Below are 18,613 nucleotides of genomic sequence, written 5' to 3' on the forward strand. Positions count from 1 at the left end.
CTCCTGGCGTCCTTCAGAGAAGGAGACGACGATGGCACGTGGCCCCATGACCACCTCCAGCGTCACCGCTGTTCCCTCGTCCCGCGAACTCCGCACCGATGCGTTGCTGGAGCTCCTGACCGCCTGCACCGAGGAATCCGAGCGTGCAGCCATCACCGAGGAACTCGTCGAGCTGAACCTCGGCCTGTGCGACGCCCTCGCCAACCGCTACGCCCATCGCGGGGCCGATCGCGACGACCTCGTCCAGGTCGCCAGGGTCGCCCTCGTCCTGGCCGTGAGGCGCTTCCGTCCCGCAGAGGGACGCAGCTTCGTGGCCTTCGCCGTCCCGACCATCACCGGCGAGATCAAGCGGTACTTCCGGGACCATTGCTGGGTGGTGCGACCCCCGCGCCGGATCCAGGAGCTCCGCGCCAGGGCCAGCCAGCACGGCCAGCAGCTCGAGCAGCGGCTCGGCCGGCGGGCCAGCACGGCCGAACTCGTCACCGAGCTGGGCGTCGACGCCCAGCTGGTCCGGGAGGCGACGGCCGCCGACGGCAGCTACCGCCCGTGGTCGCTGGACGCGCCGCTGGACGCCGACGGCGAGATGACCTTCGGGGCCACGCTCGCCGAGGAGGCCGACACCGATCGCCTGGTCGACCGGATCGCTCTCCAGCGCGCGCTGTCCGGGCTGAGCGGCCGCGAGCAGCAGGTGCTGAAGTGGCGGTTCGAGGACGGCTGCACCCAGTCCGAGATCGGACGCCGGCTCGGCGTCTCCCAGATGCAGGTGTCGCGCATCCTGCGGCGCAGCCTGGATCGCGCCCGCGACGCTCTCACCGAGGATGAGCCGCTCGCCGGCTGAGTCCGTCCCGGGGATGGGTCATCCCCCTCCTGCCGCTCCCCCTCTGCGGCAACCGACCCGTCCCCGGGGCACCCTGGCGGGAAATCGGGAACCGTCCCCGGTTACGCGCCAACCCGGACGGCAGCGGCGTCAGGCGGCGTCGGGGTCGAGGCCGGTCTCCAGGACGCGTTCGGCGAGGTCCCTGATCCGGATGTTGCGGTCCTGGGACGCGCGGCGCAGCGACTGGAACGCCTGTGACGGCGTCAGCCGGTGCCTCTCGACGAGGACGCCGACGGCCTGGCCGATCAGTCGATGGCTCTCGATCGCACGCTCGAGGTTCGCCTGCTTGTCGGCGAGTTCGCCGACGGTCAGGACGCGGTCCACGGCCAGCGCGAACGCCCCGGCGAGCATGTCGGCGACGATCTGCTCGTCCGCCGCGACCGCACGCGGCTCCCCGAACTGCACCCACGCACGCGTCCCGCCGAGCGTGCTGGGCGGAACCAGCAGGATGCCCTGGACGACGCCGCCGGGCTCGCCCGGCTCCGCAGCGTCCGTCCCGGCCAGGCGCGCGGCGATCGCGGCCGGCAGACCGTCCAGCTCGATGGGTCCGGACGCGGTGAACGTCTGGACGACGCCCGGCCCGGCCACCTGCACGGTCGAGTCCCCGTCGAACAGCGCGTGCAGCCCGTCGACCGCGATGCCGACCAGCTGTTCGAGCGAATCGGCGGTCGTGAACTCCGCGCTGATCCGCGCCGCGTCCTGCCTGCGCACACGCGCGGCGTGGTCGCGCGTCACGTCCCTGAGCGTCTTCAGCACGGCGGCGCGGCCGCGTCCCGGCAGCTCCACCACGCTGCCGTTGTACGACGCCCACACCGTCCGTCCGCTGCGGTGGCGCAGCTGGAACTCGCCCTCCATCACCCCGTCGTCGAAGAGTTCACGGTTGGCCTGCTGGATCCTCTCGAAGGCGTCCGGATCGGTCTCGGGGTCCGGCCACCACGGGTACGGCGGGCTGAACGGACCGTCGGCCATGCTCCAGCCGACCAGGCGACGGAACGCGTCGTTGAACTCGGTGACGAGTCCGTCGGTGTCGGAGATCACCACCGCCTCGTGCAGCGACCGGATGATGGCCCGACGCCAGCTCGCGTCCGCCGAGCGGTCGGCCGCCCGCCGGATGTTGCTGGCCAGCCGCGCCCGCAGGTCGGCGAGGTCGAAGGGCTTCACCACGTAGTCGTCGGCGCCCTGTGCGAGGCCCGTCGTGGACGCCTCGAGCCCGGCGCGGGCGGACAGCAGCACGACCGGGAGGTCCCGCAACTGTGGGTCGGCGCGCACCTCCGCGACCAGCCCGAACCCGTCCAGCCCGGGCATCATCACGTCGGAGAGGATCGCATCGGGACGCCGCTGGCGCGCCATGGCCAGTGCCTGCAGACCGTCCGCTGCCACCGACACCTCGTAGGTGTCGGACAGCGCCTCGCGCAGGTAGCGGCTCAGGTCCGCGCTGTCCTCGACCACGAGCAGCAGCGGACGCTCCCCGGGCGCGACCACCGGCGCGGGCGCGACAGCCGAGGGCGCGGGGTCCCAGCTCTCGACGTCGGCGAGGAAGGCGGCCACACCGCGGGGGGTGACCGAACGGACGCCCTCCAGGGCGAGCGCGACCTCGGGCACGCGGTACGGCAGCCGGATCGTGAACGTGCTGCCGCGCGAGGGCGCGGAGCGGAGGTCGACGCGGCCGCCGAGGAGTTCACTGAGCTCCTTCACCATGGCGAGCCCGATCCCGGCGCCCTCGCTGCTGCGGGCGCGCGAGTGCCGCGGGAGTTGCTCGAACCGGGCGAAGACGCGCTCCTGGTCGCGGACCGCGATCCCGATCCCGGTGTCGGTGACGGCGATCTCGAACCCGTCGCGCACCGGCACCAGGGTGAGGGTGACCGAGCCGCGCGGGGTGTACTTCAGCGCGTTGGAGAGCAGGTTGAGCACGATCCGCTCGAGCATGTCCTGGTCGAGGAGTGCCGTGTGCGGGAGGTCGGGGATCTCCACGTCGAAGCGCAGCCCCGCGCGCTCGATCGCCGGGCCGAACGCCGCGACGATCGTCCGCAGCAGCGCGGGGACGTCGAGTTCGACGACGTTGGGGGCGATCCGTCCGGCCTCGATCCGGCTGAAGTCGAGCATCGCGTCGACCATCCGGGTCAGCCGGACCACCTGGGCGCGGACCATCGTGAGCCGGTCCCTCGCCGCCGCAGAGGCATCGCCGGCCTGCAACACGTCGTCGAGGGGAGCGGCGATCAGGGCCAGCGGGGTGCGCAGCTCGTGGCTGACGTTGGCGAGGAACGCCGACTTCGCCGCGTCCAGCTCTCGCAGGCTCTCCGACTGCTGCCGCTCCTGGGCGAGTTCGCGCAACCCGCCGTAGCCGGCGCCGAACAGGGCCGCGGCGAGCTCCAGGTAGTCGGCGAAGCCCGCGTCGCCGCTGAGCGGCTGGGTTGACCCGACGACGAGCACGAGGGACGGGGACGTCTGGCCCGGCTCGACGACCGGCTGGGCGTAGAGCTCGACGAGGTCCGGGCCGGCCAGCGGGTGCGCCTCCGGGCGTCCCGATCCGACGGTGGCGATCGCCAGCGCGTGCGCGTCCCGCGCGTGGACGTGGCCGGGATCGGCGACGGGCGCGTCCGCGAGCACGGTCGCCGCAGTGTCCCCGTAGCCGGGGTGCAGGACCTCGAGCAACCAGACCGCGGCGTGGTCGGCGTCGTTCTGGCGGAGGACGGCCACACCGCGCTGCGCCACCTGTTCGAGCGATTCGGCCAGTCCGACGGCGTCGGCCAGCCGGGCCAGGATGCCCAGCCGCAGCGCCGCTGCGTCCGCGCGTTCGGCGTCACTCACCCTGCGTCCCCCACTTCCACGTTTGCGGCCGTTCCCGACCGGGTAACCCCATCATGCACATCACGACAGGTCAGGAGGAATCCATGGGCATCGACGACAAGGTCAAGAACGCTGCGCAGGAAGCCAAGGGGAAGGTCGAGGAGGGCTGGGGCAAGCTCACCGGGAACGAGAAGCTCGAGGCCGAGGGCAAGCTCGACCAGGCCGGCGCGAACGTCAAGGAAGCCGGCGAGAACGTCAAGGACGCTTTCAAGAAGTAGTTCGACAGACAACAGGAGGTACACATGGCTCTACTGCTCTGGATCCTGGCCGCGGTGCTGGTCATCTCCGGCATCTTCGCCATCGTTCGAAAGCAGATCCTCTGGGGGATCGTCCTGATCGTGGTCGGACTCATCGTCGGCCCCGGAGGCGTGAGCATCTTCCACGTCAACTAGGCCCCTCCCCGTCCCCACAGACCCACCCCCGAACCGCCGTCCCCATCGCAGGGGACGGCGGTTCCTGCGTCGCAGCGGTCGTCCGGTGCGGGAGTCACAACGAAACGGTCCCTGAGGAGCGAGCGAAGCGAGCGTCACGAAGGGCCGCCGCCACGCAATGCCTCTGCGGACGGCACTCTCCCAGAGATCCCGGGTCAAGCCCGGGAAGACAAGAAAAGCGCGGCACCGCGCGATCCCTGTCATTCCGGGCTTGACCCCGGATCCCCACCGGCGCGGACCAGTGCGGCAGGGACAACTTGGGCCAGGTACCCTCCCGCGGACCTCCCCGACGGCTGCGCAGAGCGGGCCGTCCGGCGCGGTGGAACACGAGTCATACCTAGTCAAACGGTACTAGTGTCGTTTCATTGACGGTCGTTCCAGAGACTTCAAGTTGTCTCTACCCGACCAAGACAGGACTTCGTATGGTGAGCGGGACCTCAAGGAGGAGTCAGCAATGGATGCTGTCAACACCGTCGTGTGGACACCGCTCGACAGGGCCAGTTCCACGCCGGTCTGGCTCCAGATCTGCGGGCAGATCGAGCGCCTGATCCGCGAGGACACCTGGATCGAGGGGACCCGACTCCCCAGCGAACCGCAGCTGTGCGAACAGTTCGGGGCCTCCCGGACCAGCGTCCGCACAGCGATCGACCACCTCCGGTCGGCCGGGCTCGTCTACTCCCGACGGGGATCCGGCACCTACGTCGCCGGTCTGGCCGGCTCGCCCAACTGGGTGCTCCCGACGACGGCCAGCGTCCTGGGCGGGGTCAACCTGCACGGCAAGAGCCCGCTGGAGTCGATCGTGCTGAAGGGACGCATCGAGACCCTTCCCCCCTGGGCCGTCCGCCTGCTCGAGTGCAACGTGGGCGAGGAGGGGTTCGCGCTCGAGCGGCTCCGGTTCCTGCGCGGGCAGCCCGCCGTGCTCGTCACCGACTACCTTCCCCGGTGGTTCATCGGCCTCCTCGCCGACCTCAGGGACCCGCGCGCCAGCCTCTTCGAGAAGCTCGGCTCCGTGGCGGGCGTGAAGATCACGCACGTCCGACGCACCATCGAGGCGGCCTCGACCGACCACCACACGTCCCCGCTGCTGGAGATCGAGGAGGGCCGGCCGATCGCGATCGTCGAGGCGGTCGCGTTCGGAGACGGCGAACGTCCCGTGGCCGCGTCCCGTGCGCTCGTCCGCACCGACCGGCTGCGGCTGTGCGCCGACAGCATCGAGCCCGCCGGCGCCTGGGAGGCTCCCCGCGGTCCCGACCTCGCGGACGTCCCCCTCCGAACCGTCGCCAGTCCCGGCGGCGTCCACCGACGTCGCGCGAGCGCGAAGGAGCGTCATGTATTTCAGTGAATCGATCGTCCTGCTCCAGGACGCGGCGTCCGACCGGGACGAGGCCCTGCGGCGCCTGGCCGGCGAGTTCGTCTCCCGCGACCTCGTCCTGGCCAGCTTCCCCGACGCCGTGCTGGACCGCGAACAGCGCTACCCCACAGGACTGGACCTCGGCGACATCGCCGTGGCCATCCCCCACACCGACGCCGAGCACGTCAGGACCGACCAACTCGGCTTCATGTCGCTGCAGAACCCGGTCACCTTCCGGCAGATGGGCGACGACACCGCCACGGCCGAGGTCTCGCTGGTGATCATGCTCGCGCTCCACAAGACCGAGGACCAGATCCCCATGCTCCAGAAGCTCGTCGAGTTGATCCAGGACCGGACCAGCATCGACACCCTCCGCACCACGACCTCACCGCTCGAGGTGGTCGAGACGTTCGCCAGAGCCGGCCTGCGTTGACCACCGCGTCCACAACCAACACCGAAGACAGGAAGGGGAACCACATGAAGCGAATCCTGCTCGCCTGCGGGTCCGGGATCGTCACGTCCACGGCCGTGCGGTTCAAGATCGAGAAACAGCTGGATGAACGCGGCTACAAGGGTCAGTACAAGATCGAGCAGTGCAAGATCGCCGAGGTCGTGGCGAAGGCCCCCGGCAACGACTTCGTGATCTCCACCACCCTCAAACCGGACAACCTGAAGATCCCCTTCGTCCGCGCGGTCTCGTTCCTGACCGGCATCGGCACCGAGGAGACGGTGGCCGAGATCCTCGGCCTCATGGACGCCTGAATTCACCGTCCACCGCGATAGTCCACCGGGTCGGCGTCGTCAGCGCCGCCCTTTCCCTACTGCAGCACACCCTGAAACACCAACTCACACCTGAAAGCGAGGCAGTTGTAGGACCATGGACACCTTCCTGAGCGTATTCGAATTCATCAAGGACCTGGGGGCATCGGTGATGATGCCCATCATCATCCTGATCTTCGGCCTGTTCCTGCGAGCGGGCTTCGGCCGGTCGCTGCGAGCGGGCCTCACGGTCGGCGTCGGCTTCATCGGCCTGAACCTCGTCATCGGAGCCATGTCGGAGAACCTCGGCCCGGCCGTCCAGGCGATGGTCGAGCACTACGGCCTCAAGCTCTCGGTGATCGACGTGGGCTGGCCCGCCGCGGCCGCCATCGCGTTCGCGTCCACCGTCGGCCTGGTGATCATCCCGGTCGGCCTGCTCGTGAACGTCGTGATGCTCCTCACCAACACGACCCAGACCGTCGACATCGACATCTGGGACTACTGGCACTTCGCGTTCACGGGCGCGCTGGTCGCGATCCTCACCGGCAGCCAGGTCATCGGCGTGGTCGCCGCCGTCCTGAACATGATCATCATCATGGTGATCGGTGACGTCACCGCACCCCACGTGCAGAAGAGCCTCGACATGCCGGGCATCTCCCTCCCCCACGGATTCTCCGCTGCCTACGCCCCGATCGCCTGGGTCTTCAACAAGCTGTTCGAGATGATCCCGGGCGTCCGCGACATCAACATCAACATGGAGAAGGCGCAGCGCCGCTTCGGTGTCTTCGGCGAGCCGATCATCATCGGCACCGCACTCGGCCTCATCATCGGCATCGTTGCCGGGTATGACGTGAAGGGTGTGCTGGTGCTCGGCATCACGATGGGAGCAGTCCTCGTCCTGATCCCGAAGATGGCCGCACTGCTGATGGAGGGCCTGCTGCCGATCTCCGACGCAGCGTCCGACCTGATCAGCAAGAAGTTCCGCAACCGCGGCAAGATCTACATCGGCCTCGACTCCGCGGTCGGTGTCGGTCACCCGATCACCCTGTCGGTGTCGCTGATCCTGGTGCCGGTGGCCGTGTTCCTCGCCGTCATCCTGCCCGGCAACACCGTCCTGCCGTTCGCCGACCTGGCGGTGATCCCGTGGATGTTCGTGCTGATCACCCCGCTCGTGCGCGGCAACGGCTTCCGCGCGCTGGTGATCGGCGTGATCGTGCTGGCCGTCGGCCTGCTGATCTCGTCCAACCTCGCGCCCCTGTTCACCCAGGCCGCGATCGACGCCAACTTCACCATGCCGGACGGTGCCACGATGATCTCCAGCATCTGCGACGGCGCGAATCCGCTCACCTGGGCGATCGTGCGGCTGCAGGACCTCGGGATCTTCGGCCTGGTCATCGTGGGTGTCATCGCCCTCGGCCTGGCCTTCTGGAACCGCGTCCGGATCCTGAGGGAGGCGCGCGAGCTGCGCGAGCTGGCCGAGGTGGGCGCCGATGCCTGAGCAGACCGTGTTCACCCACAACTCGTCGCTCTACGCGTCCCGCGTCTACGCGGAGGGCATCCTCGCTGCGATCGTCGCCGTCGTGTCGGTGGAGCGGCTGATCAACGGCGGCGCGTGGTCGACCCTGTGGCTGATCCCGCTCGTGGTCGGCACGTACGCGGCACTGCGGCTCCTGCTCACCGGCAGCGTGCCGAGGACGATCGAGATCACCGAGGACAAGCTGGTGTTCTCGGACGCGCGGAAGTCCCGCGCGTACGCCGTCGCCGACCTGGCGGAGTTCCGCGTCCGCGAGTTCCGTGCGAGCGACACCGTGTACCTCCGGTTGCAGCAGAAGGGCGGACGCGAACAGAAGTACTGGATCGAGTGGAAGGCGTACTCCGACAGCGACGACCTGGTCGCAGGCATCCGTGCCATCGACATGCGGCTCCATCCCGACTCGCTCCAGGTGCGCGCAGGGCTGCCCGGCTACACCCCGGCAGAAGGCACGCGGCATGCATGAGCAGCAGAAGGAGGAGGTGATCAGCACCGGGCGGATGCTCGACCGCTACGGGCTGGTCGCCCTCTCCGGCGGCAATGTCAGCCTGCGGGTCGGTGAGCACATCCTGGTCACGCCCTCGGGACTGATGTACGAGCAGCTCACTCCGGACGACGTTCCCGTCCTGACCCCGGACGGGACCGTCGTGGAGGGCGCGCTCCGCCCTTCGGTGGACACCGGGGCGCTGCTGCACATCTACAACGCCATGCCGGAGGTGCAGGCGGTCATCCACACCCACCAGCCGTACGCGACTGCCCTCGGACTGTCGATGGACGAGCTCCCGTGCTGCGTCACCACGATGGCGAACGCGGTGAAGGGGTCGGTGCGGGTGGCGTCCTTCACCTCGGCGGCGACGGAGGAGATGGGCGTCCAGGCCGTGGCGAACCTGGCCGGCCGGCTGGCGGTCGTGCTGCGCAAGCACGGCGTCATCGCCGTCGGCTCCACCCTCAAGCAGGCGCTGTACGCGTGCGTGTACCTGGAGGAGGCGGCGAAGACCTACGCCGTCGCGAAGTCCCTGGGCGGACCCGTCGACATCCTCACCGAGGAGCAGGTTCGGGAGGCCGTCGGCGTCTTCGACGACTACGGGCAGAGTGGCGCGGGCGCCGACTTCCACCACGTCGGGGGCGCGGTCGTGAACTGATCGCGGTTCGTCGCCGAGCGCCGAGCGCCACCGTCGGTCCCGGGTCGGGACCGCGGTGGCGTTCGCGTCTGCGTCCCGAGATCCCGGGTCAAGCCCGGGATGACAAGAAACGGTCCCTGGGGAGCGAGCGTCCGCTACTCGCCGAGGGTGATGTCGACCAGGAGTTCGGCGGCGAGGCGCTCCAGGTCGGTCTGGATGCCGGCCGGGTCCGCACCGGGCGGGACGGCGGCGACCACCCGCGCCTCGAAGAGGCGGCCACCCGACATCGGGGCCTCGCGCGACTCGCTGGTGAGGCGCTCGATGCTCACCCCATGGCGGCTCAGGACGGCGGAGATGTCCCGGACGATGCCGGGGTGGTCGTTGCCGAGCACGTTCACGATGATCTCGCGCGGCGCCTCGGCCGCGGGCAGTTCCGTCCCCGCGTGCGCGGTGACGGTGAGCAGGCCGTCGAGCGCTCCGAACGCGGCGGTCAGGTCTTCCTTGCGGTCATCCGGGACGGAGACGACGACGATCCCGGCGAACGTGCCCGCGAGCTCCGCGAGTTCGCTGTGCTCCCAGTTGCCGCCGTGGGCGGACACGACGTCGGCGAGGGCGGCGACGAGGCCGGCGCGATCGTCGCCGACGACGGTGAGGACGAGGTTGGCCACGTCCGCATGCTACCCATTCGGCGTCCCTAGAAGGCGACCCGGGCGCTCCTCAGTACGGCGCCGAGCGGGTCCGCCACGCCGCCGAACAGCTCCGGATCGACCACGCGTCCGGACACGTGCCGCAGGAACTCGACGGCGTCCACCTCGACCTCCTCCCCTGAGCCAGTGGACGCGGCGTCGCCGAGCCGCCAGCTTCCTCCGGCGGTCCCGGTCAGTTTCAGCACGGATGCTGGTCCCCGCCAGTGCCGGCCGAGGTCCCGGACCACCTGCGCGACCACCTCGCCGTCGGTCGCGTCCTTCGCGGCCACGGACCCTGTGGCCCCGGCGATGTCCTGGCGGTGCATCCAGCAGTCGCGCGGGAGGACCACGTCGGCCAGGTAGCCGAAAGTTGCGTCCCCGGGCAGCCCTGCGACCCCCGGCAGGGGGATCCACCGCGCCCACCCCGGTGGTACCGCGCGTGGGGCGTCCCTGCGCAGCGCGTCGAGGAGCTGCATGGGCGTCCAGTCGGCGCGGGCGCGCAGCGCCGCCTCGTTGGTGCCGTCGAGGAAGCTGCGGTGGCGGTCGCGCAGGAGCCACGATGCGGTGAGCGGGACGTAGGCGAGCGGGTTGCGGGCGTAGACCAGTTCGCCGGCGATGTGTGCGGCGATGTCGCGGACGCGCCACGGCACGCACTCGGTCGCCGCGTCCCACTGGCCGGGAGCGAGTTGCTCGAGCTGGACGATCAGGGCGCGGCGCTGGGCGAGCGCGACCTGCCGCCCCCGTTCCGGCGTGGTGACCGGCAGATCGGCTGCGGCGGGTGCGGTCATGCTCGGCTCCTCGTCCCCGGAGCCGACGGCCGGCCCGTGCCCACACTCTGCGCCGCCGGTGGGGCGCGGACAAGACCTGAACTCGCCCCATTCCCCCGGAGACGGTTCGGTGTCATCCTGTGGAGATGACGGTGTCACCGTTACCGCGCCACGGGTCGTCGTTGACCGGCAGGGACCGGTCGGGGCGGACGCTGCGCGTCGCCCAGCACGCCGGGTCGTCCCGGGTGGTGCTCTCGATCTGGCAGGACGACACCTGCTTGGCCACCGTCCGGCTGGCGCCGGAGGACGTGGCAGCACTCGTCTCCGAACTCGCCCAAGCGCTCGTCCCTCCGGACGCCGAGGTGCGAGAGACGGGCTGACTCCCATGGTGTGAGTTCGTCCACCATGTTCCGTGGACGAACTCACAGTGAGTGGGGGACGCGGAGGATCCCGGGGCGCGGAGCCCTCGCCCTGGGCCGCTCCGGGTCAGACGTGGCCGGTGCGCGTCTCGCGGGCCCGCAGCCACGGCAGCGCCGCGACGAGCGTGATCGCACCCGTGACGCCGAAGGCCAGCGTGTAGCTGCCGTGGTCGACCAGCAAACCGGCGATGATCGGGCCGATGATCGACCCGGAGTCCTGGGCCATCTGGAACGCGGCCAGGGCGGGCCCGCCGTTGCGCTCGCGTCCCACCACGTCGGCGAGGACGGCCTGTTGGGCGGGGTTCAGGGCCCCGGCCCCGATCCCGGCGACGACCGAGAGCAGCACGAGCGCGACCAGGTCGCCGGCGAACCCGGTCAGCGCGGTCGCGAGCCCGGAGACGACGAGCCCGCCGACGATGAACGGCTTGCGGCCCGTCAGGTCTGCACGGCGTCCGGCGAAGAGGAGACCGGCGGCGTTGCCCACCGCGAAGACGGCGAGGGCCATCCCCGCCACCCACGGCTGCTTCCCGATGACGGCGGTCGCGAACAGCGGCAGGATCGCGTTGCGGACGCCGAAGTTGCCCCAGCCGTTGGCGAACCCGGATCCGAACGCAGCCCGGTAGGCGCTGTCGTGCCACGCGTCCCGCACGGTCATGGTCGGAAGGGTGGGGCTCCCCGGCGCCGGACGCAGCGCGGCGTGGCGGAGGAAGACGGCGACGATGGCCGCGGCGATGAGCAGGGTGACGGCGTAGACCAGGAAAGGCACGCGCAGGCCGAGGCTGCCGAGCGCCCCGCCGATCACCGGCCCGCCGACGCCTCCGAGAAGGAACGCGGTCGCGTAGGCCGAGGAGACGCGCGCCCGGATGCCCGGCGGGGCGAGGCGGACGAGGAGCGCGACCGCGGAGACCGTGAACATCGTCGAGCCGATGCCGCCGAGTCCGCGGAAGAGTAGGAGCTGCGCGTAGTTCTGGGCGAACGCGGTGGCTCCGGTGGAGACGGCGACGATGACCAGCCCCGCCAGGTAGACGGGGCGCTCACCGAGCCGGGCGATCAGGCGTCCGCCGGCAGGGGCGAACACCAGTCGGAAGAAGGCGAACGCGCTCACGACGACGCTGGACGCGAACGCGCCGACACCAAAGCTCTGCGCGAAGCTCGGCAGGACGGGGGTGATCAGCCCGAAGCCGACCGCGATCACGAACGCCGCGGCGACCAGCACCCAGATCTCTCGCGGGATCCGCGACGGCCCGTCCGGCGCGGCGACGACGGGTTCCTCGGACACGGTCACCCAGTATGCCGGTCGCGACGCGGGTGGGACGGGCGCGCGGAGGTTGCGGACGAGGACTGGCCTGCCGGGTGACGAGCCTCACCCCGACGCACGGCTCAGGCGACGACCTCCACCTCGACGACATGCTGCGCGCGCGGCGCGACCTGTTCCCACGGACGCCGCTGGGCCAGGCGGAGCGTGACGTGGCCGGGCGCTACCGCGGTGATGGCCAGCCGTTCGGGCGCACTCGCGCCGATCGGGCGCGGGGCGGCGGTGGCGTCCCCGCCGAAGCCTCGCGTCCAGGCCACGGCGACCACGCCATCCGGGCCGTCGACCGCGTCCTGCCAGATGTAGCCGGCCGTGCCGAGGCCCGGCAGCACCAGCTCGTGTTGCTCGCCGACGGCCAGAGTCAGGGTGGTCGGGGGCTCCGGAGAGGGCGTGCTCACGCGCAGTCCACCGTCCCGAGGGTGGTGGGTTCGCCGGTGAGCCGGACGCTGAGGTTGTCGAAGTCGGCCTGCCAAGTGCCGGTCGCGCTGCGCGAGATGTCACGGAGCTTGCCGTTGGCGATGCCCACCACCTGCAGCGTCGCGCCCACGTCCGCACAGGAGACAGCGGTGAGCGTGGTGGCCGTCCCGAGGCGCGTGAAGCTGCCCCAGGCGCCCGCTGTCGAGCGTTCGATGTGCCACGCCGCGCCCCCGGTGAGCGCGACCACGTTCAGCCGGCCGTCCACGCAGGCGGCGCCGACCGCGGTGAAGGCGCCGGGGACGACGCCGTCCGAGGGCGTGATCGCTGCGGGCGTCGACCACGTCCCGTTGCTCTTCCTGCCGGCGAGCCAGAGCGTGCCGCCGACGATCGTGACGAGCCGCGGCTTGCCGTCCATCGCCACGCAACTCAGCGCAGTGACGCCCGCGTTCGCCGGCGTCGCACGGACCCAGGCCTGCTGCCAGGTGCCGGACGCGCTGCGCCGGGTGTGCCAGACCGCACCGGCGGCCAGCCCGGTGACGTGGAGGGTGTCGCCGACGGCTGCGCAACCGAGGGCCGTCCACGGACCTGCTCCGGTGGGACGCGTCGAGGTCGGCCTGGCCCATTTCGCCCAGCCGGCGCCGGTGCGCTGACGGGAGTACCAGGCGGTGCCGCCGACGAGGCCGACGACATGGAGGCGATTGATGGTGGCTGCCGCCGTGACGGAGGTGAACGATCCGGGGTCGCTGGTAGCTGCGGTGTCGAGCCGGTTGACCGCCTTCTGCCAGGCCCCGTTGCCACCGCGCTTGGTGTGCCAGAGGTTGCCGGCGCCCGACGCGACCACCCGCAACGTGGTCCGCATCAGGGGCGAAGTGACCGTGCCGTCGATGCCCCACATCTCGGCGTCGATGCCCGCACTGCCGTAGTGGATCCGGAAGTAGCCGTCCTCGCCCCAGCCGGTCCCCCAGCTGTTCTTCGCGATCCAGCAGTGCTGGGCGTCGTCGTAGCCGACGATCTGGACGCAGTGGCCGCCGACCACGTCCCCCGCGGTCTTCTTGTGGTAGCTGTACACGCCACCGGTGTAGAAGTAGTAGAAGTCCTCGTAGATGGTGAAGCAGGCCGTCATCGGGCCGACGGTGGCCAGGTAGCGCTTCATCGAGGTGAGCGTGGTCTTGCGGGTCCAGCTGGAGTACTTGGTGAGCCGTGTCCTCCAGTCGGAGCCGCGTCCGCAGGCCTGGTCGGCGTCCGTGTAGGGGAAGTTGGCCTCGTCGGTGATGCCGGACTTCATCGCCGTGAGGGCGTCGTCGGGCCACCAGCCCCCGTCCGGGCAGGCGCCGGCGCCGTGCTTGGGGCCGAGGCAGAAGAACGCGTAGGCCTCGGAGAGGTCGACGTGGAGGGCGGGCTCCTTCGCGGCGATCCGCACCATCGACTCGAGGACGGCGGTGGTGCCGAAGGCGACGCAGGAGCCGCACCCGGCCTGGTCGCGGACGGCGGAGATGTAGCTGGCGCCGTCCACGTCCCTCCAGTCGAAGGCCGCGGGTGGCGGGGACGCCGCGAGCGCGGCCCGGGCGCCGGCCGCGTCCTCGGCCACCATCGCCGCCGCGGTGCGCTCACGCAGCTGGAGGACGGCGGCGCCGCCCGGGGGGACAGCGCCCAGCCGGGACCGGGCCTGGAGCAGGCTCGTCCCCGTGTGGCTCGTCGCGCCCGGGCGCCAGCCGAGCTGTTCGTCGCGTACCACCTGACGGAGTGCGGACAGTTCCAGGACCACGTCGATCGCCCCCTCGGACCAGGCACCGGTGCCTTGAGCACGACGATCCTCCGGGATGGTGCCGTCGGCAAGGCCGGGGTCTGAAGTGCTGAAGGCTTTCCGCCTCCGGCCGCCGGGCGGATCCGTGTCAGTTCATGGTTGTTACGGAAGGGTTGGAGGGCCCGATCGAAGGCGCGTGCCAGTTGGTGGTCGTTGTGGAGGGCTGGACGAGGCTGGGAACGACCATGGACTGGCACGGAGTTCGTGTCCGCCGGCTGAGGTCCGCCATATCCACCACCAACTGGCACGATGCCTGGGGTTCGACCACGGTGGTGGGGGAACAAGAATCCCGGGAGATCCGGTGGGCCTTACTGGACTTGAACCAGTGACCTCTGCCTTATCAGGGCAGCGCTCTAACCGTCTGAGCTAAAGGCCCGGGATGCGAAGCACGCAGGAGGCAACGTTACCGACTCCGCCCGGCTGGCTCAACTTGAGGCGGCGGCAGTGGGCGTCCACGACAAAGTGGACGCTTTCGCGTGACTACGCCGCACAACCGTCCACAACAGAGTGGACGGAGGCCTGCGCCCCGACAAGGTGGACGAAAAGGCGTGAACTCACCGCAACGGTGTCCACCTCAGAGTGGACGGGAGCTGTGCCCCGACCCCTGTCATCCCGGGCTTGACCCGGGATCTCACCGTCCACGCCGCCTCCCGCGTCACCGAGATCCCGGCCTTCGCCGGGATGACAGATCAGGTCTGCGGTACAGGTCACCTACGACGTCGCCCAGATCCCGGCCTTCGCCGGGATGACAGTCGGGGCCTGGAACCCCTGTCATCCCGGGCTTGACCCGGGATCTCACCGTCCACGCCGCCTCCCGCGTCACCGAGATGACGGAAGCGGCGTGCGGGTCAGTCCTCGGCGAGGGTGAGTTCCAGGCCGCCGAGGATGTTCGCGCTGAGGTTGTACAGGAACGCGGTCAGCGTGCCCAGCGCGGTCGAGATCACCACGTTGACGACGGCCAGCAGGGCCGTGATGCCGAGCACCTTGTTCGTGTTGATGTAGTCCTCGATGCGGAACGTGGACTGGGCGTTCGGGCTCGAGATGATGTTCACGATCGCCTCGTTGATGGCGTCGAACAGGCCCGAGCTCACGATCACGGTCCACACGACCGACACCGCCACCCAGAACATGATCCCGAACGCGATCGAGAACAGGAACGACGTCTTCATCACCGACCACGGGTCGATCTTCGACAGCCGCAGCCGCGCCTTCCGGGTGCGCCGCAGGCTCGACTTGGGCTTCGTCGCGTTCGCCGCGGCCGGCGCCGCAACAGCGGCCGCCATGGCGGGCGCCGCCATCGTCGGCTCGACGAACGAGGTCGGGCCGGCGAACGGGGACGCGGGCGCGGTCACCGCGGCCGGATGCTCCTCCGGCTTCGCGGCCCCGCCCTTGGCGGACGGCGCAGGTGCGGACGGCGCAGGTGCGGCCGGCGCGGGTGTCGACGGGACCGGCACGGGTCCGTCGTCGGTGATCTTCGGCAGCCGGACGACCGTGTCGCCCAGACCGCCGTCACCGTAGGACTCGGCGCCCTCGACGCTCCACTGCGGGTGGCTGTGCTCCGTCTCCGTCGCACCCCCTGCGGTGCCCTGTCGTTCAGTCACCCTGCTCCTCCTCGGCGCTCGACTCGTCAGCAGCTGTCACCGCCTGCGGCTCCTGGGCCTCAACCGTACCCTCCGCCGCGTCCTCGCCGACAGCCGGGACGTTCTCCGCCTCCTCAGCACTCGACTCGGGATTGAGGGCGATCACGGACACCGCGTCGTCCCCGGTGACGCCGACGAACTTCACGCCCATGGTGTCGCGTCCCTTCGCCGGCACCTCGGCCACCGCCGAACGGGTGATCTGCCCGCTCACCTTGATCGCGATCACCTCGGCCGACTCCTGCACGACCAGGCCGCCGACCAGCGAGCCCCTGTCCTCGTTCAGCTTCATCGCCTTGATGCCCAGGCCACCGCGTCCCTGCTGCCGGTACTCCCGGACGGGCGTCCGCTTGGCGAAGCCCCCATCGGTCACCGTGAACACGAACCGGTCGTCCTCCGGCATGTCCGCACCGATCACCGACATGCTCAGCAGCGCGTCGCCCGGCCGGAACTTCATGCCGGTCACGCCGGAGGTCGCCCGTCCCATCGGACGCAGCTGCTCGTCGTCCGCGGCGAACCGGATCGCCTGGCCCTTGCGGGAGACCAGCAGGACGTCGTCGACGGGGCTGCACAGAGCGGCCCCGATCAGCTCGTCGTCCGGCTCCCGGAAGTTCACCGCGATCACGCCGGCCTGCCGCGGCGAGTCGTACGCCCGCAGCTCGGTCTTCTTCACCAGCCCGTTGCGGGTCGCCAGCAGCAGGTACGGCGAGTCGTCGTAGGTGCGCAGCGTCAGCACCTCGGCGATCCGCTCGTCCGGGAGGAAGCTGAGCAGGCCGGCCACGTGGCCGCCCTTCGCGTCCCTGCCGGCCTCCGGCAGCTGCCAGACCTTCGCCCGGTACACCCGGCCCAGGTTGGTGAAGAACAGGATCCAGTGGTGGTTGGTCGTCGCGAACAGGTGGTCGACCTCGTCGTCCGCCCGCAGTGTTGCTCCGCGGACGCCCTTGCCGCCGCGCTTCTGCGTCCGGTACTGGTCCGACCGCGTCCGCTTGGCGTAGCCGCCGCGGGTGATCGTCACGACCATGTCGTCGTCGGGGATGAAGTCCTCGTCGCTCAGGTCGCCGTCGGCCGCCACGATCCGCGTCCTGCGGTCGTCGCCGTACTTGTCCACGATCTCCCCGAGCTCGTCGGAGATGATCTGTCGCTGCCGCTCCGGCTTGGCGAGGATGTCCTTCAGGTCCTCGATCAGTAGCTCGATCTCGGCCAGGCGGGCGACGATCTGCTCGATCTCCATCGCCGCCAACCGGCGCAGCTGCGTGTTCAGGATGTGCAGCGCCTGGTCGTCGTCGATGCCGAGCAGGTCCTTCAGGCCCTCGCGCGCGGCCTCCGCCGTCCGCGACGCCCGGATCAGCGCCAGCACCTCGTCCAGCCGGTTCAGCGCGGCGACCAGCCCGCGGTCCAGGTGGGCCCGCTTCTCCGCCTCCTCCAGGCGGTACTGCGTGCGCCGGCGGATCACCTGCACCTCGTGCTTGATCCAGTGGCTGATGAACTGGTCGAGCCGCAGCGTCCGCGGCACCTCGTCCACCAGCGCCAGCATGTTGCAGCCGAAGGTGTCCTGCAGCTGGGTGTGCTTGTAGAGGTTGTTCATCACCACGCGCGGCTGCGCGTCCCGCTTGAGCACGATCACCAGCCGCTGGCCGGTCCGGGCGGACGTGTCGTCGCGGATGTCGGCGATCCCGGTCAGCTTGCCGGCGTTGACCAGCTCGGCGATCTTCACCGCCAGGTTGTCCGGGTTGCACATGTACGGCAGCTCGGTGACGACGAGCAGAGTGCGACCGTTGCGGTCCTCCTCGATGTCGATCACCGCGCGCATCGTCACCGAGCCGCGGCCGGTGCGGTACGCGTCCTCGATGCCCTTGCGGCCCACGATCAGCGCGCCGTTGGGGAAGTCGGGGCCCTGGATCCGCTCCATGGCGGCCTCCAGCAGTTCCTCCTTGGACGCCTCCGGGTTCTCCAGCGACCACTGGACGGCCGCCGCGACCTCGCGCAGGTTGTGGGTGGGGATGTTGGTGGCCATGCCCACCGCGATGCCGGTCGAGCCGTTCACCAACAGGTTCGGGAACCGCGCGGGCAGGACGCTCGGCTCCATCTCCCTGTTGTCGTAGTTCGGCGTGAAGTCGACCGTGTTCTCGGTGATGTCGCGGACCATCTCCATGGCCAGAGGCGCCATCTTGCACTCGGTGTACCGCATGGCGGCGGCCGGGTCGTTGCCGGGCGAACCGAAGTTGCCCTGGCCGGCCACGAGCGGGTGCCGCATCACCCACGGCTGCGCGAGCCGGACGAGGGTGTCGTAGATCGCCGAGTCGCCGTGCGGGTGGTACAGGCCCATCACCTCGCCGACCACGCGGGAGCACTTGTTCCAGCCGCGGTCGGGACGGTACCCGCCGTCGTACATGGCGTACAGGACGCGGCGGTGCACGGGCTTCAGCCCGTCCCGGACGTCCGGGAGTGCGCGGCCCACGATCACGCTCATGGCGTAGTCGAGGTAGGACCGCTGGATCTCGACCTGGAGGTCGATCTCCTCGGTCTTCGCCTGGGTGGGGGCGAGCGCCTGCTCGTCCTCGGCAACGATCTCGACGTCGGTCGGTTCGTCGGGGCCGTCAGTCATCTGGGTTCTCCTTACGCCGGCCCTTCGTGACGCCTCGCTCGTACCTCAC

General features: G+C 70.3%; 18 protein-coding genes and 1 tRNA gene. 10 read left to right on the plus strand and 9 right to left on the minus strand.

Annotated elements, in window-relative coordinates; all coding sequences use genetic code 11:
- Positions 1-31: 31 nt before the first annotated feature.
- Positions 32-838, plus strand: a complete 807-nt coding sequence (locus QM779_RS13070) for a sigma-70 family RNA polymerase sigma factor (protein WP_428535903.1) — start codon at positions 32-34, stop codon at positions 836-838.
- 129 nt (positions 839-967) lie between these two features.
- Here QM779_RS13070 and QM779_RS13075 read toward each other — a convergent pair whose 3' ends face one another.
- The gene (locus QM779_RS13075; protein ID WP_428535905.1) at positions 968-3,685 is read right to left on the minus strand and encodes an ATP-binding protein; all 2,718 of its coding nucleotides are present in this window, start codon (positions 3,683-3,685) and stop codon (positions 968-970) included.
- Between the two features lie 83 nt (positions 3,686-3,768).
- Between QM779_RS13075 and QM779_RS13080 the strand changes: the two genes are divergently transcribed.
- The 8 genes from QM779_RS13080 to QM779_RS13115 all read left to right on the plus strand — a co-directional run bounded on the left by QM779_RS13080 (position 3,769) and on the right by QM779_RS13115 (position 8,938).
- Positions 3,769-3,942, plus strand: a complete 174-nt coding sequence (locus tag QM779_RS13080; RefSeq protein WP_428535907.1) for a CsbD family protein — start codon at positions 3,769-3,771, stop codon at positions 3,940-3,942.
- 24 nt (positions 3,943-3,966) lie between these two features.
- A complete protein-coding gene (locus QM779_RS13085; RefSeq protein WP_415153692.1) occupies positions 3,967-4,116 on the plus strand; it encodes a GPGG-motif small membrane protein in 150 nt (49 codons plus the stop codon).
- Between the two features lie 493 nt (positions 4,117-4,609).
- The gene (locus QM779_RS13090; RefSeq protein ID WP_428535909.1) at positions 4,610-5,497 is read left to right on the plus strand and encodes a GntR family transcriptional regulator; all 888 of its coding nucleotides are present in this window, start codon (positions 4,610-4,612) and stop codon (positions 5,495-5,497) included.
- Positions 5,484-5,939, plus strand: coding sequence for a PTS sugar transporter subunit IIA (locus tag QM779_RS13095; protein ID WP_428535911.1), 456 nt, complete (start codon positions 5,484-5,486; stop codon positions 5,937-5,939). The genes QM779_RS13090 and QM779_RS13095 overlap by 14 nt, the downstream gene beginning before the upstream one ends.
- Before the next feature lie 44 nt (positions 5,940-5,983).
- Positions 5,984-6,268, plus strand: a complete 285-nt coding sequence (locus QM779_RS13100; protein WP_428535913.1) for a PTS sugar transporter subunit IIB — start codon at positions 5,984-5,986, stop codon at positions 6,266-6,268.
- Between the two features lie 115 nt (positions 6,269-6,383).
- Positions 6,384-7,763, plus strand: a complete 1,380-nt coding sequence (locus QM779_RS13105; RefSeq protein ID WP_428535915.1) for a PTS galactitol transporter subunit IIC — start codon at positions 6,384-6,386, stop codon at positions 7,761-7,763.
- A complete protein-coding gene (locus tag QM779_RS13110) occupies positions 7,756-8,262 on the plus strand; it encodes a hypothetical protein (protein ID WP_428535917.1) in 507 nt (168 codons plus the stop codon). Before QM779_RS13105 ends, QM779_RS13110 begins: the two co-directional genes overlap by 8 nt.
- Complete coding sequence (locus QM779_RS13115) at positions 8,255-8,938, plus strand: class II aldolase/adducin family protein (protein ID WP_428535919.1); 684 nt, start codon at positions 8,255-8,257, stop codon at positions 8,936-8,938. Before QM779_RS13110 ends, QM779_RS13115 begins: the two co-directional genes overlap by 8 nt.
- A gap of 134 nt (positions 8,939-9,072) precedes the next feature.
- Here QM779_RS13115 and QM779_RS13120 read toward each other — a convergent pair whose 3' ends face one another.
- Both QM779_RS13120 and QM779_RS13125 read right to left on the minus strand, forming a co-directional pair.
- Entirely contained in the window at positions 9,073-9,585 is a 513-nt protein-coding gene (locus QM779_RS13120; protein ID WP_428535921.1) for a glycine cleavage system protein R, read from the minus strand.
- 26 nt (positions 9,586-9,611) lie between these two features.
- Positions 9,612-10,391, minus strand: coding sequence for a maleylpyruvate isomerase family mycothiol-dependent enzyme (locus QM779_RS13125; RefSeq protein WP_428535923.1), 780 nt, complete (start codon positions 10,389-10,391; stop codon positions 9,612-9,614).
- Positions 10,392-10,516: 125 nt separating this feature from the next.
- On the opposite strand from QM779_RS13125, the gene QM779_RS13130 reads away from it, so the two are divergent.
- On the plus strand, positions 10,517-10,750 hold the full coding sequence (locus QM779_RS13130) for a hypothetical protein (protein ID WP_428535925.1): 234 nt from the start codon (positions 10,517-10,519) through the stop codon (positions 10,748-10,750).
- Between the two features lie 106 nt (positions 10,751-10,856).
- On the opposite strand, the gene QM779_RS13135 is transcribed toward QM779_RS13130, so the two are convergent.
- The 6 genes from QM779_RS13135 to gyrA form a co-directional block, all read right to left on the minus strand.
- Complete coding sequence (locus tag QM779_RS13135) at positions 10,857-12,068, minus strand: MFS transporter (protein WP_428535927.1); 1,212 nt, start codon at positions 12,066-12,068, stop codon at positions 10,857-10,859.
- A gap of 101 nt (positions 12,069-12,169) precedes the next feature.
- Complete coding sequence (locus QM779_RS13140) at positions 12,170-12,499, minus strand: protease inhibitor I42 family protein (protein WP_428535929.1); 330 nt, start codon at positions 12,497-12,499, stop codon at positions 12,170-12,172.
- The gene (locus QM779_RS13145; RefSeq protein WP_428535931.1) at positions 12,496-14,283 is read right to left on the minus strand and encodes a C1 family peptidase; all 1,788 of its coding nucleotides are present in this window, start codon (positions 14,281-14,283) and stop codon (positions 12,496-12,498) included. Before QM779_RS13145 ends, QM779_RS13140 begins: the two co-directional genes overlap by 4 nt.
- A 341-nt stretch (positions 14,284-14,624) precedes the next feature.
- Positions 14,625-14,698 (minus strand) — tRNA-Ile (locus QM779_RS13150).
- Between the two features lie 472 nt (positions 14,699-15,170).
- A complete protein-coding gene (locus tag QM779_RS13155) occupies positions 15,171-15,923 on the minus strand; it encodes a DUF3566 domain-containing protein (RefSeq protein ID WP_428535933.1) in 753 nt (250 codons plus the stop codon).
- Positions 15,916-18,564, minus strand: coding sequence for a DNA gyrase subunit A (gene gyrA, locus QM779_RS13160; RefSeq protein WP_428535935.1), 2,649 nt, complete (start codon positions 18,562-18,564; stop codon positions 15,916-15,918). The genes QM779_RS13155 and gyrA overlap by 8 nt, the downstream gene beginning before the upstream one ends.
- Between the last annotated feature and the right edge of the window lie 49 nt (positions 18,565-18,613).

The sequence above is a fragment of the Propionicimonas sp. genome, from assembly GCF_049840635.1.
GTDB lineage: Bacteria > Actinomycetota > Actinomycetes > Propionibacteriales > Propionibacteriaceae > Propionicimonas.

Bases quoted from the DNA above. Each gene is read 5' to 3' on its own strand.
- QM779_RS13090 (WP_428535909.1), top strand. From the start codon at position 4,610: ATGGATGCTGTCAACACCGTCGTGTGGACACCGCTCGACAGGGCCAGT.
- QM779_RS13095 (WP_428535911.1), top strand. From the start codon at position 5,484: ATGTATTTCAGTGAATCGATCGTCCTGCTCCAGGACGCGGCGTCCGAC.
- QM779_RS13125 (WP_428535923.1), bottom strand. From the start codon at position 10,391: ATGACCGCACCCGCCGCAGCCGATCTGCCGGTCACCACGCCGGAACGG.
- QM779_RS13080 (WP_428535907.1), top strand. From the start codon at position 3,769: ATGGGCATCGACGACAAGGTCAAGAACGCTGCGCAGGAAGCCAAGGGG.
- QM779_RS13085 (WP_415153692.1), top strand. From the start codon at position 3,967: ATGGCTCTACTGCTCTGGATCCTGGCCGCGGTGCTGGTCATCTCCGGC.
- QM779_RS13100 (WP_428535913.1), top strand. From the start codon at position 5,984: ATGAAGCGAATCCTGCTCGCCTGCGGGTCCGGGATCGTCACGTCCACG.
- gyrA (WP_428535935.1), bottom strand. From the start codon at position 18,564: ATGACTGACGGCCCCGACGAACCGACCGACGTCGAGATCGTTGCCGAG.
- QM779_RS13130 (WP_428535925.1), top strand. From the start codon at position 10,517: ATGACGGTGTCACCGTTACCGCGCCACGGGTCGTCGTTGACCGGCAGG.
- QM779_RS13070 (WP_428535903.1), top strand. From the start codon at position 32: ATGGCACGTGGCCCCATGACCACCTCCAGCGTCACCGCTGTTCCCTCG.
- QM779_RS13105 (WP_428535915.1), top strand. From the start codon at position 6,384: ATGGACACCTTCCTGAGCGTATTCGAATTCATCAAGGACCTGGGGGCA.
- QM779_RS13115 (WP_428535919.1), top strand. From the start codon at position 8,255: ATGCATGAGCAGCAGAAGGAGGAGGTGATCAGCACCGGGCGGATGCTC.
- QM779_RS13110 (WP_428535917.1), top strand. From the start codon at position 7,756: ATGCCTGAGCAGACCGTGTTCACCCACAACTCGTCGCTCTACGCGTCC.